15 protein-coding genes are annotated in these 14,783 nt (G+C 56.8%); 7 read left to right on the forward strand and 8 right to left on the reverse strand.

What is annotated here, in order from left to right:
- Window positions 1–25: 25 nt before the first annotated feature.
- From J0X12_RS07445 to J0X12_RS07455, 3 genes are all read left to right on the forward strand, one after another.
- Window positions 26–2,092 carry a protein kinase domain-containing protein gene (locus tag J0X12_RS07445; protein WP_207043772.1) on the forward strand — a complete coding sequence of 689 codons (2,067 nt, stop codon included), beginning with the start codon at window positions 26–28 and terminating at the stop codon, window positions 2,090–2,092.
- Window positions 2,093–2,096: 4 nt separating this feature from the next.
- Window positions 2,097–2,582, forward strand: a complete 486-nt coding sequence (locus J0X12_RS07450) for a hypothetical protein (RefSeq protein WP_207043774.1) — start codon at window positions 2,097–2,099, stop codon at window positions 2,580–2,582.
- Between the two features lie 99 nt (window positions 2,583–2,681).
- A complete protein-coding gene (locus tag J0X12_RS07455; protein ID WP_207043776.1) occupies window positions 2,682–3,041 on the forward strand; it encodes a putative quinol monooxygenase in 360 nt (119 codons plus the stop codon).
- Window positions 3,042–3,098: 57 nt separating this feature from the next.
- Here J0X12_RS07455 and rpoH read toward each other — a convergent pair whose 3' ends face one another.
- Window positions 3,099–3,977, reverse strand: a complete 879-nt coding sequence (gene rpoH / locus J0X12_RS07460; RefSeq protein WP_207043777.1) for an RNA polymerase sigma factor RpoH — start codon at window positions 3,975–3,977, stop codon at window positions 3,099–3,101.
- A gap of 116 nt (window positions 3,978–4,093) precedes the next feature.
- Entirely contained in the window at window positions 4,094–5,065 is a 972-nt protein-coding gene (locus tag J0X12_RS07465) for an RluA family pseudouridine synthase (protein WP_207043778.1), read from the reverse strand.
- 4 nt (window positions 5,066–5,069) lie between these two features.
- On the opposite strand from J0X12_RS07465, the gene J0X12_RS07470 reads away from it, so the two are divergent.
- The 3 genes from J0X12_RS07470 to J0X12_RS17580 all read left to right on the forward strand — a co-directional run bounded on the left by J0X12_RS07470 (window position 5,070) and on the right by J0X12_RS17580 (window position 7,879).
- Window positions 5,070–5,492 carry a hypothetical protein gene (locus J0X12_RS07470; RefSeq protein ID WP_207043779.1) on the forward strand — a complete coding sequence of 141 codons (423 nt, stop codon included), beginning with the start codon at window positions 5,070–5,072 and terminating at the stop codon, window positions 5,490–5,492.
- A gap of 55 nt (window positions 5,493–5,547) precedes the next feature.
- On the forward strand, window positions 5,548–6,591 hold the full coding sequence (locus J0X12_RS07475) for a threonine aldolase family protein (protein ID WP_207043780.1): 1,044 nt from the start codon (window positions 5,548–5,550) through the stop codon (window positions 6,589–6,591).
- Between the two features lie 106 nt (window positions 6,592–6,697).
- A complete protein-coding gene (locus J0X12_RS17580) occupies window positions 6,698–7,879 on the forward strand; it encodes a mechanosensitive ion channel domain-containing protein (RefSeq protein ID WP_207043781.1) in 1,182 nt (393 codons plus the stop codon).
- Window positions 7,880–7,885: 6 nt separating this feature from the next.
- Here the strand turns inward: J0X12_RS17580 and J0X12_RS07485 are convergent, their stop codons facing one another.
- Window positions 7,886–8,125, reverse strand: a complete 240-nt coding sequence (locus tag J0X12_RS07485; protein ID WP_207043783.1) for a sulfurtransferase TusA family protein — start codon at window positions 8,123–8,125, stop codon at window positions 7,886–7,888.
- 274 nt (window positions 8,126–8,399) lie between these two features.
- Between J0X12_RS07485 and J0X12_RS07490 the strand changes: the two genes are divergently transcribed.
- Window positions 8,400–9,626, forward strand: a complete 1,227-nt coding sequence (locus J0X12_RS07490) for a hypothetical protein (RefSeq protein ID WP_207043785.1) — start codon at window positions 8,400–8,402, stop codon at window positions 9,624–9,626.
- A 4-nt stretch (window positions 9,627–9,630) separates the two neighbouring features.
- Here the strand turns inward: J0X12_RS07490 and rlmD are convergent, their stop codons facing one another.
- The 5 genes from rlmD to J0X12_RS07515 are packed head-to-tail and all read right to left on the reverse strand — an operon-like array spanning window position 9,631 to window position 14,754.
- Window positions 9,631–10,890: a 23S rRNA (uracil(1939)-C(5))-methyltransferase RlmD gene (gene rlmD / locus J0X12_RS07495; protein WP_207043787.1), complete on the reverse strand. Its 1,260-nt coding sequence runs from the start codon at window positions 10,888–10,890 to the stop codon at window positions 9,631–9,633.
- Complete coding sequence (locus J0X12_RS07500; RefSeq protein ID WP_207043788.1) at window positions 10,880–11,626, reverse strand: TlyA family RNA methyltransferase; 747 nt, start codon at window positions 11,624–11,626, stop codon at window positions 10,880–10,882. Before J0X12_RS07500 ends, rlmD begins: the two co-directional genes overlap by 11 nt.
- Before the next feature lie 9 nt (window positions 11,627–11,635).
- The gene (gene dxs / locus J0X12_RS07505) at window positions 11,636–13,561 is read right to left on the reverse strand and encodes a 1-deoxy-D-xylulose-5-phosphate synthase (protein ID WP_237688036.1); all 1,926 of its coding nucleotides are present in this window, start codon (window positions 13,559–13,561) and stop codon (window positions 11,636–11,638) included.
- Between the two features lie 15 nt (window positions 13,562–13,576).
- On the reverse strand, window positions 13,577–14,467 hold the full coding sequence (locus J0X12_RS07510) for a polyprenyl synthetase family protein (RefSeq protein WP_207043791.1): 891 nt from the start codon (window positions 14,465–14,467) through the stop codon (window positions 13,577–13,579).
- A 29-nt stretch (window positions 14,468–14,496) separates the two neighbouring features.
- Window positions 14,497–14,754: an exodeoxyribonuclease VII small subunit gene (locus J0X12_RS07515; RefSeq protein WP_207043793.1), complete on the reverse strand. Its 258-nt coding sequence runs from the start codon at window positions 14,752–14,754 to the stop codon at window positions 14,497–14,499.
- Between the last annotated feature and the right edge of the window lie 29 nt (window positions 14,755–14,783).

Genomic DNA, 14,783 nt, shown 5'->3' on the forward strand with positions numbered 1-14,783 from the left:
ATAATCCGAGCCAGAATTCGACCAGATGGACAGTAATCGCGCGCAGATGACAGTTGCCGAAAAAATAGATATGCCTGAAGAAGCGACGGCGGGTCCCGCGGGTCCCGTCCTAGACGGGCGTTTCAGCATTCACCTGTCGCAGCGCCTCAGCGATTTTGAAAGTGGCGTTAATATGGTCGTCCAGGCGACGGACCTGCAGGATACCTCTGCTGAATATTTCGCCGTTGTTTCAAACCCTTACAGCGATTTTCGCTACCCTTACGCGCAGCTTTTGAAAGAGAACCGGCTTCCGGGCATGATTGAGCTGATGGCGCATGGGAAAGTGCGGTTTTCGGAGACGGATATCTGTTATGTCTCCGTTTTCGACAAGCCGCGTGGTGGCCCCATTTATCGTGAAGGAGAGGCCCCACTTCAGGAAAGCCTGGTGCTGAACCTGGTTGTACCGACCGTGGCGGGTTGCCTTAAATTCTTGCATAAAAGTGGCATGGCCCATCGGGGTATACGCGCTGACAACATTTTCTTCTCCGACAAGAAACAACGTAGTCTCGTGCTGGGTGAAGCCGTAACCACCGCACCGGGATCGGCCCAGCCGGCAGTCTATGAACCACTGGAAACGGCCATGGCGCATCCCATGGGGCGGGGGGATGGAAAACCGGCAGACGATATCTATGCCGTCGGCGTCCTGATATTGCATCTGTTGGGAGGCAAACTTCCGGCCTCAGACCTGAGCGCTGACGAGATATACAAGAAGAAGCTGGAAATGGGTAGCTTCGCGGCCCTTACCGAGGATCTGACCCTGTCGTCGCTGGTGATTGATGTGCTTGCCGGGCTTTTGCATGATGATCCAACAAAACGCTGGGATGCCAAGACGCTCCTGAACTGGCGAGAGGAAATTACCTCTGCTCCCAGGCGTGGCCGGGGAGACAGCCTTGCTTTCGGCAAGATTCTGTTCCAGTCCGAGGAATACAGCTCACCCAGAATTCTCGCCCATGCGATGATGCGTAAGCCGAAGGCCGCGCTGGAAATAATAGAGAATGGCCGGCTGGTAAAATGGGTCAAAAGCGCGGTTCGGGACGAGGAAGCAGCGGCAAAAATTGCGCAAATTCAGGCATCCGTCAATTCATCTCGAAGTGACAAGAATGCGGGCACCGCTGCCGTTACACAGGCAATTCGCCTGCTCGATCCGGACGGGGTTTTCTGGTATCGCGATGTGTCCTTTTGTCGTGGGGCACTCGGCCCGATGTTGCAATGGGCGTTTCAGAAAGACGACACTGAAATGAAGAAAACCCTGGCGGAGCTGCTGTCGAGTAGCCTATTGCAAACCGTAACGGCCGAGGAAATGCGCGGCAGCGCGGAAAGGCGGGCGGAATGGGTTCCGGAAATTGTTCTCAATAGCTGTTATGATCATATGAAGAGCAAGCAGGATATCGGGTGCGGGCTGGAGCGTTGTCTGTACGAGTTGAACCCGAAGGCCCCCTGTCTCAGTCCTCTGGTGTTGGGGTCACATGTCAGCAACCTTTCCGAATATGTTGAAATTGCTGAGAAAAAGATGAGTTCGTCCAATGGTCAGGTAAATCCACTGGATAGGCATGCCGCAGCCTTTATCATGTGCAAATCCAAGGGGCTTAGAAAGTATCTCAAAACGCTTTCTTCGAATGCGCCGGGCACGGCGGACAATGCGCTGGCGCAGATAAAAATCTTCGCAAAGTTACAGGCCAGTGCTTATCCGAAACCGCTTCCTGGTTTTTGTCGATGGATGGAGGAAATGCAAAAGCCGATCCTGGCGAAAATCCGCTCCCGTCTGCGACAGGAGTTCGTCAGCAAGAAGTTCCAGGAGGCGAAGAAAACCGGCAGTTTGGGGACGATCCTCAAATTGACGGATATCGAACGGCAATTGGCTGTGGATTCCCGCGAGTATGACAATGCGCTTGCGACTGCCGAAGAGGCAGAGCGGATCGCTGCCTATCTTGAGGGGGCGAGCCAGCAACGCAAAGTTGATGCCGCCCGTTACGGCACCTGGATCACGTCGGTCCTCGCGATTACGTCGCTTGTGACCAGCATGATTGTTTCTGCCCTTTATTTTGTGGGATAGAGCAATGGCAAAGAAATCTCAAAAAGGCGCAGACTCCAGCTCAAACCAGAGTTTCGCAATGTTCTGGATACTTATTTTATCAGGTCTTGGCATTGTTTTCATACCACCGACCATGCTGGTTCTCATTGCGGGCATGATCCCGAGCTTTGTGGCGTTGCTCCTGAATACCGACCGGACCGCGGGACTGGCGGCGATGCTGGCCTTCAACCTGGCCGGGGTGATCCCAGTGATCGGTATCCTGTGGGAACGTGGCCAGACATTTCATGAGGCCTTCAGGATTCTTTCGGACGTCTACATGTGGCTTGCCATGCTGGGCGGTGCCGGTATTGCCGTTTTCCTGGCCTGGGCAATCCCGATCGTCGTCTTTGCGGCCTATGACCTGCAGGCGAAGGCAACGTTGGTGCGGCTCCAGAAGCAGCGGTCCAAACTGATCGAGGAATGGGGCGGTCAATTCGTATCGGATGTTAAAGACCTGGACCAGAAGCAGTAGTAAACCGATCTCCTGAAATCACCGCATAATTACTGGAAATAAAACGGTGTCTTGGGCATAGTGCCATCCTCACAGAAACAGAAATAAGGAAGAATAAGAATGACAGGGCATGTCTACTGGATGTTTGATCTTGAGATCAAAGACGGTGAGTATGAGACGTTTGAGGCGCTGATGAAAGAGATGGTCGCGGCGACGGAGGCCAATGAGCCGGGTGCGCTTGACTATGAATGGTCGGTAAGCGAAGACAAGAAAACCTGCCATATCCTTGAACGCTATGCGGATTCCGCCGCGACGATGGTTCATATGGGCAATTTCGGCAAGAATTTCGGTCGCCGCTTTATGGCGGTTCTCAAGCCCCGCTCCGTGACCCTGTATGGCAACCCCTCCGAGGAGGTTGTAAAGGCGCTCGGCGCGATGAGCCCTGTCGTCATGACCCCGGTCGGCGGCTTTTCCCGCTGACAAAAAAGGCGCTGTTTTCAAACAGCGCCTTTTTAACCTGCTAATCGCAAGGGTACGTTAGTTGAGGCGTTCTTCCATGACTTTCGCCTTCATCGCCCGTTGCAGCTTCTCGAATGCCCGCACTTCAATCTGCCGCACGCGTTCGCGGCTGATGTCGTAATGCTGGCTCAGTTCCTCCAACGTTTTCGGTTCCTCACTCAGGCGGCGCTCGGTCAGGATATGGCGTTCCCGTTCATTGAGAACCTCCATCGCCTTTGTGAGCATCGCACGGCGGCTTTTCAGCTCCTCACTCTCCGCGTAGACGGTTTCCTGGTTCGGTGTCTCATCTTCCAGCCAGTCCATCCACTCGCCTTCGCTTTCGGCGCGCATCGGAGCGTTGAGGCTGTGATCCGGTGCCGTCAGGCGACGGTTCATGTTGATGACCTCGTCTTCGGAGACGCCAAGCTTCTTGGAGATCGTCTTGACCTGGTCCGACGTCATGTCGCCCTCGTCAATGGCCTCGATCTGACCTTTTATCTTGCGAAGATTGAAGAACAGCTTTTTCTGTGCGGCGGTCGTCCCCATTTTCACGAGGGACCAGGTCCGCAGGATATATTCCTGAATGGCCGCGCGGATCCACCACATGGCGTAGGTGGACAAGCGGAAGCCTTTCTCAGGCTCGAATCTTTTCACCGCCTGCATCATCCCGACATTACCTTCCGAGATCAATTCGGCGATCGGCAGGCCGTAGCCGCGATAGCCCATGGCGATTTTCGCGACCAGCCGGAGATGGCTCGTCACCATTTTGTGGGCCGCCTCGGTGTCGCCGTGATCCTTCCAGGCTTTCGCCAGCATATATTCCTCATCTGGCTCCAGCATGGGGAATTTGCGGATTTCCTGCAAATACCGGGACAGGCCGCCTTCCGGCGTCAATACGGGTAAAGTAGATGTACTCATTTCAGGACCCTCTCTATTCATGGCACCCGGATTTTGTCGCATTATACGCCCAAAAAACGGGCCCGGATTACATTCCTGTCTACTAAAGAACCGTGGCAATTCTATGATGTTGGGCGTTATCCCCTGAATGCCTTGGTCAGTTCCCTTAAGTCAGATGGGAAATCTACCTCAAATTTCAAGAGTTTGTCTGTGACGGGGTGCACAAAACCGAGGGTTTCGGCGTGGAGCGCCTGACGATTGAACGAGAGGATGGTTTTTTGCCGTTCTTCGGGTAAGGCGCTCACGCGGCTGCGCTTCGCCCGGCTGTAGAGCGGGTCACCGACCAGGGGGTGGCCGATATGGGTCATATGCACCCTGATCTGGTGCGTGCGCCCCGTTTCAAGCTCACAGGACACGAGCCCGGCGATATCGCTGAAATTTTCCACCAGCTGATAGCGGGTGAGGGCGGTCTTGCCCCCTTTCGTCACCATTGCCATGCGCTTGCGGTTGTGGGGATCGCGGCCAACGCTCCCTTCGATTTCGCCACTTGCTGGATAGATCCGGCCCCAGACGATGGCCTTGTAGCGCCGTTCGATATCATGGGCGGCGAAGAGGGCGGCAAGCCCCTGATGCGCGGCGTCGCTTTTCGCCACAACCATCAGGCCGCTGGTATCCTTGTCGATGCGGTGGACGATGCCGGGGCGCTTGACCCCACCGATCCCGGACAGGCTGTCCCGGCAATGATGGAGAAGCGCATTCACGAGCGTTCCTGACCAGTTGCCGGCCGCCGGATGCACCACCATACCGGCTGGCTTGTTGATGACGATCAGATGCTCATCCTCAAATTCGATGCTGAGCGGGATGTTTTCGGGTTCCGGCTCGCTCTCCACCGCCTCTGGTACGGTAATCTCATAGACCTCTCCTGCGCGCACCTTTTGGGACGGGTTGAGCGCCGGTGCTCCGTTCAGCAGAACAAGACCCTCCTTGATCAGGGGCTTGATGCGGTTGCGCGACAAGTCGTCGAGCGATGCCGCCAGCAACCGGTCGAGCCGAGTGCCGTCGTCTGCAACTGAAACTTCAACTTGAAGTGAACCCTCATTGGATGGCATACAAATGAACCAGAACCGTTTGTTAAAAGAGGGCGATCATATGTCGGAAAAGCCATCCGAAAATTCCGGACCCAATCTCACCTTGCTGAAATGGATCGTTGGTGTCCTCGGTGCGCTGATCATCCTGTTCGCCACTGTCATAGCGGTTACCATATATAAGCGCATGACGGCAATGGAAACAAAGTCCGAACCGGCACAGCAGGAAAAGACGATTTCGGTATCCGGCAAGATGTCGCTTGCCAAATTCGGGGACATCCGCCTGCCAATCCCCGATGATATGGATGTGATCAGCCTGACACCGTCGAGCGAGCGGCTGTTCGTCACCGTCGGCACCGAGGGGGCTGCGCGCCTGATCCTCGTGGTCAGCCTGGAGGACGGGAGCGTTCTGGGCAGCTTCAACCTGGAAAAAGATGGCATACAACAATGAAGGGGTTTTCCCGTTCCGGACCAGACCGGACGGCGCGGGATAAGCTGGGGGACTGATGGTGAAGAACGGAACACTCGTCAATTTTGCAAGTGACAACTCGGCGCCGGTCGCGCCAAAAATTCTCACCGCCCTGCACAAGGCCAACGCCGGCCCGATGCCAAGCTACGGTAACGACCCCTTCACCAGGAGGGTGGAGGAAAGGCTGAAGGAGATATTTGAATGCGATCTCCGGGCGTATCCCGTCGCCACGGGAACGGCTGCCAATGTCCTCGGCCTGAGTGTGATGACCCCGCCTTTTGGGGCCATCTACTGTCACCGCCTTGCCCATATCGAACAGGATGAATGCGGCGCACCGGAATTTTATACCCATGGGGCGAAACTGGTTAAGCTTGATGGCGCGGGCGGAAAGCTGCAGGCGACAGAGTTGGAGGTCGCCTTGAAGCGGTCAGGCGCCGGCAATGTCCATCATGTGCAACCCGCGGTCGTCGACATTACTCAGGCATCCGAGAACGGGACCACCTACCGGCCCGAGGAAATTGCCGAGATCGGTTTGGTCGCGCAGAAATATGGCCTTGGCGTTCATATGGACGGGGCCCGCTTCGCCAATGCGGTGTCCTTCCTGGGATGCGCGCCGGCAGACATCACCTGGCGTGCCGGGGTGGATATCCTGTCGTTCGGGGCGACGAAAAACGGCGCGATGGGCACGGAGGCAGTTGTTTTCTTCAACCTGGAAAAGGCGCGCGAGTTTGAATACCGACGCAAGCGCGGGGCGCATCTCTTTTCGAAAATGCGCTATCTGTCGGCGCAGCTCGACGCGTATCTCACGGACAATCTCTGGCTTGATCTGGCAGGCCATGCCAACCGGATGGCGCGGGACGCGGCAGAGAGGATCTCCGCTATTCCGGGCGCGGAGGTTCTTTATCCGGTGGAGGCCAACATGATTTTTGCGCGCCTGCCGGAGGTTTCCCTGGAGTGCCTGGCCGTGTCCGATATCCTGTATTACCGGAACGGGGAGGAATCTGCCGGTGAAGTGCGGCTCGTCACCTCCTGGAATACGAGTGAGCAGGACGTTAACCACCTGCTCAAGGTCATTGCCTGAACTTGGCTGATCCGATGATTTTTTCCCGCATGGTTTGATTTCAGGGTCGTCACCCGCTATTCAAGGCAACAAAACAGTGTAACGCGACGAATGGGATAGGCAGATAGTGCAGAATTTCTGGGATTTTTGGGAAATTGTCAAAGAAGTCTGGCGCGAGGGATATGCCGGCATTGATTTCAGCTCTCTGATAATCGCCCTCGGTATCCTGCTGGCAGCCTTGCTGATCCGCGGTGTATTCACCAAATTCGTGATCAATCGCCTGATCCGGTTCGCTGAGAGGTCGGAGAGCAAGATCGATGATCACCTCATTACCGCCCTTCGGGGGCCGATTCGCTTTATCCCGGTCGTAATCGGCATTTACTTGGCCCTTGAAATTCCCGGGTTCGGCGGGGAAGAGGGATTTTCCGCGGCGGCGGGAAAAATTGTTCGTTCCCTCATCGTCTTCAATCTTTTCTGGGCCATCTACTGCGCCATCAGCCCACTGACCTTCCTGCTTGGTAAGCTGGAGGAGCTGTTCTCGGCGGAGATGGTCGAGTTTCTCGTCAAGATCATGAAAGGGCTGGTTGTCGGCCTCGGCGCGGCAACAGTGCTGCAACTCTGGGGGATACAGGTGGGGCCGGTTATCGCCGGTTTCGGTATTGTCGGTGTCGCCGTCGCCCTCGGTGCGCAGGACCTGTTCAAGAACCTGATCAGCGGCTTTCTGATCCTCGCCGAGAAACGCTTCAAGGCAGGGGACTGGGTGCTTGTCGATACAGTGGTTGAGGGAACGGTTGAGAAAATCGGATTTCGCTCCACGGTGATCCGCCGCTTTGACAAGGCGATCACCATTGTGCCCAACGCGGTCTTTGCGGATCGGGCGGTGACCAACTTCTCCGAAATGACGTATCGTCGCATCTATTGGAAAATAGGTCTGGAATATTCAACAACTGTCGAGCAGCTTCAGCAGATTACGGAGAAAATTCAGGACTATCTGGTCGGGAACGAGGATTTTGCACAGCCCGGTGAAGCGCTGACCTTTGTCGTGACGGACAGTTTCAATGACAGCAGCATCGATATCATGATCTATTGCTTTACCAGGACGACTGTGTGGGGTGAATGGCTCGATATCAAGCAGGATTTCGCCTATGCAATCAAGGGGATAGTCGAGCAGACGGGCACCGGCTTTGCCTTCCCGTCCGTGTCAGTCTACCGCGGTATTGGTGCGGCGGAGCCTGATCCGTTCGTACCGCCATCCGGATACAAGGACGGACATGGAAAAGGGGTCAGCGTTGACCGGCCAAAGCAATAAGGGCTGCTAAGGCGTTGGTGTCTTGACGATGATATACTCGAACAGGCCATCCGTTTCGCGCATGGTTTCAAGAAGATAGCCGCTAACCGCGCAATAATGCCGAAAATCGATGGTCGAGGCCGGGTCGGTCGCATGCACTTTCAGCCGCTCGCCATCCTTGAGCGTCTTCATCGCCTTTTTTGCCTTCAGGACGGGCAGCGGACAATTAAGGCCCGTGGTATCGAGGAAATGCGGTTCGTCTGCCATTAAATCTTCATTTCTGCGGTTCTTGATCCTGAATTCCGTCGCAAAATAGCGCTCCTGCGGACCGGGTGCAACTGATGAATTTCTGCGGGGTACGGGCATCTATCCGGCCATCGGATTAACCTTTTCTACACTCTATTCTGACAAAATCCGCTGTTAGGGTTCGCCCTTTAAAATTAGAAAACTGGTGGTTGCTGTTGAAGATATGGTGAAGATGCGGAACCAAATTGGACATCGGTCGGAAATTAGTCCCGACTATTTTGACCAAGGCAGACTTGTGGGAGAACAAAAACTAGGTTCTGCCGCCGGTGAAGTGAAGCATTATGAAATCGGTGAGGCGACCAGCTTTTTGAGGCCGTTCGGCAAGACCTATCAGGAAGCCCTTGAAAATCTGATTACCGGCAGCATCCAGATTATCGGCCTCGATGAAGTGAAGGCGCAGTATGCCGAGCAGTGGGGCAGCATCAAGAAAAACGTGATGGAAATTGCGGATGCCTATATCAGTCGCAAGCTGGACCGCCACGACATATTTGTCCCTCTGGATGACGGGCACTTTGCCCTTCTGTTCGCGGAAGCCACGCGGGAGGAGGCGCTGGAACGCTCCCGGGTTATTGCCCATGATCTGGTCAACAAGCTGTTCGGGGAACTTCCGGGCGCAGAGTTGATTTCGGTTGAGGCCGCGATGTTACGGATCGAGGACTTTGATGGGCTGGACAGAATCCGTTCCCTCGACGGGCTCGTCAAATGTTTCCGCGCTGCTATCGTCAAGGCGCAGGACCGGGAAACACGCGATTTCCAGGAGCGTGAAACCGAGCTCAACGTCCGGTTCCGCCCGCTGATCAACCGGCGCAAGGGTTTCGTCGGCATGTATGAAACTGTCAGCATGACCAATGCCGATGGCGAGCTGGCGGACGTGACGGCAAATGATCCGCTCTTTAACGAATCGCCGCGCCTGCGCGCCGAGATGGATTGTGTGATTTTGCGCGAGGCGGGAATTGTATGCAAGAAACTCGGGGGGGCAGGGAACAAGCCTGTTATTTTCCTGTCCGTCCATTTCGAGACCCTGGCGAACAGCTATTTCAGGAGCAAATACGCCCGCACGCTCGCCTCTCTCCCTGATTATACGGAACGGCATCTTGTCCTGAATGTGCAGGATATTGCATCAGGCGTGCCGAACAGCCGATATCGCCAGATTTTTACGTCGCTGCGCCAGCTGGTGCTGGGGTTCACGTTTGAAGTGGGGCCGCATTGGAATGATTTTAACGCCATTCGGGACCTTCCCATCCTCGCCATGACGCTCGCGGGGCACGAAAGCCTGGAGCTGTCGCAGATCGAGGCGTTCTTCAAGCGGTCCAAGCAGAACAAGAAGAAATGTATCTGGCGGTCTGTCGACAACGACGCACTGGCCCGCGCTGCCTTCAAGATGAAGGTGGATTATGTGAGCGGGCCGATATTTGGCGCCCTGCAGAAAGCGCCGGCGACGCCCTTTTCCCTGCCGAAGTAATCCGTTAGTCCCGTTTCAGCACTGCCGCCATTTCAACATGTGGCGAGAAGAGAAACTGATCCACCGGCAGCACGTCACCCAGCTGATAGCCGCCATCAATCAGTGTCCTGACATCCCGCGCAAAAGTGACCGGATTGCAGGAGATCGCCACAACGACAGGAATGTCGCATTTCGCGATTTCCTCGGCTTGCGCTTTCGCACCGGCGCGGGGCGGATCAAAAACTAGGCCGTCGTAGGCATTCAGTTCATCCGTCAGCAGCGGGCGGTGATAAAGATCGCGGGTTTCGGAGGTGACGGGCAGGATCGCGCGGTTTGCGGCCGCCTGCAGGCCGGCGACAAGCTCTGTATCTCCTTCCACCGCATGGACACGGGCCCCAGCCGCCAGCGGGAAAGTGAAGCTGCCGACCCCGGCAAAGAGATCCGTGATCGTTTTTGCGTCGCCGAGAGCGCTCTTTGCAAACTCCGCGAGCGATGTCTCACCCGCTTTGCTCGCCTGCAGGAAACTCCCGGGCGGAAGGGTAACCGGGACATCATTCAGCCTCACAACGGCGGGCAGGCGGGCGGCGATAGCTTCCGGGATTTCCTTCGCACTTTGCTGCCAGGCGATCCGGGCGAGCTGCTGTTCCTCGGTAAAGGCGGCCAGTGCCTCGCGGGTTTCCAGGTCAAGCTCCTTCTTCGCCGTAATCAGCAGGTCAGGACCGTTTTCCGAGACAGTTGCCATAATCTTTGCTTCGCTGTTGCGTTTCAACAGGGAAGGCAGCAGGGCGCGCAGCGGCTTTACCAGGGCGAGGAGCGTCGCATCGATCACCGGGCAGTCGCCAACATCGAATATCTGGTGACTGCGGCGCAGGTGAAAGCCGACCATCACGCCTTTCTTGCGCTTGGCGGCTATAAACTCGACCCGACGGCGGCTTCCCAGGGGGCTTGTCAGCGTTTCCAGAACGTTCGCCCCGTCGATGCCCGCCATGGACAGGCAATCGATAATGCGCTGTCGTTTCCAGTCGGCGGTAAAGGCCGGCGTGAGATGTTGGAGTGAACAGCCGCCGCATGTACCGAAATGACGGCAGGTCGGGTCGATGCGATCCGGTCCGGGGGTAAAAATCTCATCAATCGCGGCAACACTGCCGTTGCCCCGCTCTTCCAGTACAGAGGCACGCAGCCAGTCACCCGGGGCGGTGAAGGGGACATAGTAGCTTTTGCCGTCCTTCTCCGCGACGCCGTCCCCGGCCGAGCCGATATGATCAATAGCAAGTTCAACCGTCATAACGGGCTCCCATTAGAAATTCGCGATTGCCGTCACTGCCATGGATGGGGCTGTCGACCGTGCCAAGAGAAGTCCAGCCGGGCAGGCCACTGATCCAGTCTTCCATCTCCAGCGGGACGGCGGCGGCAAGCGCCTCATCACGGACAATGCCGCCCTTGCCGACATTTCCCTTGCCCACCTCGAACTGCGGCTTGACGAGCGCAATCAGGTGCGCGCCGGAGGCTGCGAGCGCGAGCGCGGCGGGCAGCGCCTTTTTCAGCGAGATAAAACTCACATCCGCAACAATAAGGTCCAGCGGCATCGGTATAAGTGCCTTGTCGAGGTCGCGGGCGTTAGTCTTTTCGAGATTGATCAGGCGACTATCCTCCGCGACAACCGGGTCAAGCTGGCCATGTCCCACATCCACGGCATAAATGCGGACCACCCCACGTTCCAGCAGGACCTGGCTGAAACCGCCCGTGGAGGCACCGATATCGGCGGCGGTTCTCCCCGCAACATCAACGGCGAAATGATCGAGCGCGTGAAGGAGCTTTTTCGCGCCGCGTCCGACCCAGTCAATCTCCGGCGTGGTGACAGTGATTTCCATCTCGGCCGTGATTTTTCGGGTTGGCTTTGTCGTAACAATACCATCGACGGAAACCCGTCCCTCCGCAATTAGGCTCTGCGCTTTTGCGCGGCTCTTCACGAGATCACGGGCGACGAGCGCGAGATCAAGCCGTTGCGGGGACTCTGTCATGTTAAATGCCTAGATGGCGGAAATATTCCGCTGTTTCGCTTTTCCTGTGCCGAGGGCGGAGAGGGCCGCCTCAACAATCTGTCCGTGATTGATACCGGCCTCTTCATACATGTCCTCAATTTTCTGCTGATCGATGTAGATATCTTTCATGCACAGCGGCCGGACCTTGAGCCCGTCATCGAGCAGGCCGTTCATGGCGAGGAACTGCATCACATGGCTGCCGAAGCCGCCGATCGCGCCTTCCTCGACGGTAATCAGCGCCTCATGGTGCGCAGCGAGATCGCGGATCATCTCTTCATCCAGCGGCTTGCAGAATCGCGCATCTGCGACCGTGGTGGAAATGCCCTTGGCCTCCAGCTCCTCTGCCGCGATTAGCGCTTCCTTCAGCCGCGTGCCGAAGGACAGGATGGCGACCTTGTCGCCCTGCTTGATCATCCGGCCCTTGCCAATTTCCAGTACCTCACCTTTTTCCGGCATATCGACGCCGATGCCTTCACCGCGGGGATAGCGAAACGCGCAGGGCCCGTCATCATAGGCGGCGGCGGTCGCGACCATATGTTTGAGTTCCGCCTCATCCGCCGGGGCCATCACCATCATGTTGGGCAGCGTGGCAAGATAGGTAATATCGAAGGAGCCCGCATGGGTCGCGCCGTCTGCGCCGACCAGGCCGGCCCGGTCCATGGCGAACCGCACCGGCAGGTTCTGGATCGACACGTCATGCACCACCTGGTCATAGGCGCGCTGCAGGAAGGTCGAGTAGATTGCGACGAACGGCTTCAACCCCTCCGTCGCCATCCCGGCGGCGAAGGTGACTGCATGCTGCTCGGCAATCCCGACATCGAAGCAGCGGTCGGCAAATTCCTTGGCGAACTGGTCAAGGCCCGTACCATCCGGCATCGCGGCGGTCACAGCGACGATCTTGTCATCCTGTCTGGCTTCCTCGATCAGGCTCTGGGCGAAAACCTTGGTGTAGGAGGGCGCGTTCGGTTTAGCTTTCGCCTGCGCGCCGGTAACAACATCGAATTTCGAGACGCCGTGATATTTGTCTGGCGCGGCCTCGGCCGGCGGGTAGCCCTTGCCCTTTTGCGTGACGCAATGGATCAGGATCGGCCCGTGCTTTGATTCCCGCGCGTTCTTCAGGACCGGGATCAGATGTTCGAGGTTATGGCCATTAATCGGACCGACATAGTAAAAGCCGAGTTCCTCAAACAGTGTACCTCCGGTGACCATGCCACGGGCGAATTCCTCTGCGCGCCGTGCCGTGCGTTCCAGCGGATCGGGGAGGAGGGAGGCGACCTGTTTCGCCAGTTCGCGCAGGCTGCGATAAGGCTTGCCGGAAAGCAGGCGCGAAAGATAAGCGCTCATCGCACCAACCGGAGGAGCGATGGACATGTCATTATCATTAAGAATAACGATCTGGCGCGCATCCATGGCGCCGGCATTATTCATCGCCTCATAAGCCATTCCGGCGCTCAAGGCGCCGTCGCCGATAACGGACACAACATTATTGTGCCGCCCCTGCAGATCGCGCCCGACAGCCATGCCGAGACCGGCAGAAATCGAGGTCGAGGAATGGGCCGCGCCGAAGGGATCATACTCGCTCTCGGCCCGCTTGGTGAAACCGGAAAGGCCACCCGGCTGGCGCAGGGTGCGGATGCGATCGCGCCGCCCGGTCAGGATCTTGTGGGGATAGCATTGATGACCGACATCCCAGATCAGTCGGTCTGTCGGGGTGTTAAAGACATGATGAAGCGCCACCGTCAACTCGACAACACCCAGACCTGCGCCCAGATGACCGCCGGTCACCGAGACGGCACTGATTGTCTCCTGGCGCAACTCATCGGCCAGCTGCAACAGCTGGGGCAGCGTCAGGTCGCGCATATCCCTCGGATAGGCAATGGTGTCCAGTAATGGCGTTTCCGGTCTCGTCGTCAAAATATTCACCCGTCTTCAGTTGCGGCGTTTAATCGCGAAGCGCGCCGCATGTCTTAACAGATCGGCCTTGGGTCCGAAAGGCTCAAGATGCTCAATCGCCTGATCAACCAGCATGGCGGCATGAATCTTTGCCTCCTCCAGCCCCATGAGCGAAACAAATGTCGCCTTGCCCGCGGCTTCGTCCTTACCGGTTGCCTTGCCCATTTCTTCCGGGCTGCCCTCAGTATCCAATATGTCATCCGCAATCTGAAAGGCCAGTCCTAAATCATGTGCGTAGGCCCTGAGCGCCTGCACCTGTGGCGGAGATGCATGCCCGAGGATGGCGCCCGCCTCACAGGCATAGGTGATAAGCGCGCCGGTCTTGAGCTGTTGCAGCCGGGTAATGGTGACAATATCGATATCATTGTTGCCGGCATAGATATCCATTGTCTGACCGCCGACCATGCCGCGCACCCCGACGGCGCGGGCCAGTGTCGACACCAGCTTTATGCGCACTTCGGCGGAGGAATGGGTTAGGGGGTCACCGATAATCTCGAAGGCGAGAGACTGCAGCGCATCGCCCGCAAGCACAGCCGTCGCCTCGTCAAACTCCTTATGCACGGTCGGCATGCCACGGCGCATGTCATCGTCATCCATGCAGGGAAGATCGTCATGAATGAGGGAATAGCTATGAATAATTTCAATTGCCGAGGCAACCCGCGTTGAATGCAGACGTGGTACGCCAAACAGGTCCGCGGCCTGGATGACCAGAAAAGCGCGCAGGCGCTTGCCGCCCGAGAGAACCGAATAACGCATCGCATTATACAGCTGCTTCTCCAGCCCCTCGTTCTGGGGCAGGAATTCGCGAAGTTCCCGGTCCATCAGCTCTGCTGTCTGACGGAGGGCCTTGCCGAAATCATCTTCCATATTAATGTCTCAATCCGCGGTATTCATGTCTATTCAACATTTGCCGGTTCGACTGACAGGTTGCCGTTCTTGCCGACGATCTTGTCGACCCGCTCCTGCGCGTTCCGGAGCTTGGCGTCGCAATGCTGTTTCAACAGGGAACCGCGGGTATAGATATCGATGGACTGATCGAGATCGACCTGGCCGGAATCAAGTTTTTCAACAATTTGCTCCAGCTCCCTCAAAGCTTCTTCAAAGCTCATTTTGGCGATATCGGCGGGGATTTCCTGGCTATTTGGGTCAGACATGATTTCTCCTTTGCCGTCTTATACTCTTC

Source organism: Sneathiella sedimenti, assembly GCF_017313765.1.
GTDB lineage: Bacteria > Pseudomonadota > Alphaproteobacteria > Sneathiellales > Sneathiellaceae > Sneathiella > Sneathiella sedimenti.

What these genes read in the sequence shown, in the direction of transcription:
- J0X12_RS07445 (WP_207043772.1), top strand. Translation starts at nt 26, where the DNA reads ATGGACAGTAATCGCGCGCAGATGACAGTTGCCGAAAAAATAGATATG.
- J0X12_RS07450 (WP_207043774.1), top strand. Translation starts at nt 2,097, where the DNA reads ATGGCAAAGAAATCTCAAAAAGGCGCAGACTCCAGCTCAAACCAGAGT.
- J0X12_RS07455 (WP_207043776.1), top strand. Translation starts at nt 2,682, where the DNA reads ATGACAGGGCATGTCTACTGGATGTTTGATCTTGAGATCAAAGACGGT.
- rpoH (WP_207043777.1), bottom strand. Translation starts at nt 3,977, where the DNA reads ATGAGTACATCTACTTTACCCGTATTGACGCCGGAAGGCGGCCTGTCC.
- J0X12_RS07465 (WP_207043778.1), bottom strand. Translation starts at nt 5,065, where the DNA reads ATGCCATCCAATGAGGGTTCACTTCAAGTTGAAGTTTCAGTTGCAGAC.
- J0X12_RS07470 (WP_207043779.1), top strand. Translation starts at nt 5,070, where the DNA reads ATGAACCAGAACCGTTTGTTAAAAGAGGGCGATCATATGTCGGAAAAG.
- J0X12_RS07475 (WP_207043780.1), top strand. Translation starts at nt 5,548, where the DNA reads ATGGTGAAGAACGGAACACTCGTCAATTTTGCAAGTGACAACTCGGCG.
- J0X12_RS07485 (WP_207043783.1), bottom strand. Translation starts at nt 8,125, where the DNA reads ATGGCAGACGAACCGCATTTCCTCGATACCACGGGCCTTAATTGTCCG.
- rlmD (WP_207043787.1), bottom strand. Translation starts at nt 10,890, where the DNA reads ATGACGGTTGAACTTGCTATTGATCATATCGGCTCGGCCGGGGACGGC.
- J0X12_RS07500 (WP_207043788.1), bottom strand. Translation starts at nt 11,626, where the DNA reads ATGACAGAGTCCCCGCAACGGCTTGATCTCGCGCTCGTCGCCCGTGAT.
- J0X12_RS07510 (WP_207043791.1), bottom strand. Translation starts at nt 14,467, where the DNA reads ATGGAAGATGATTTCGGCAAGGCCCTCCGTCAGACAGCAGAGCTGATG.
- J0X12_RS07515 (WP_207043793.1), bottom strand. Translation starts at nt 14,754, where the DNA reads ATGTCTGACCCAAATAGCCAGGAAATCCCCGCCGATATCGCCAAAATG.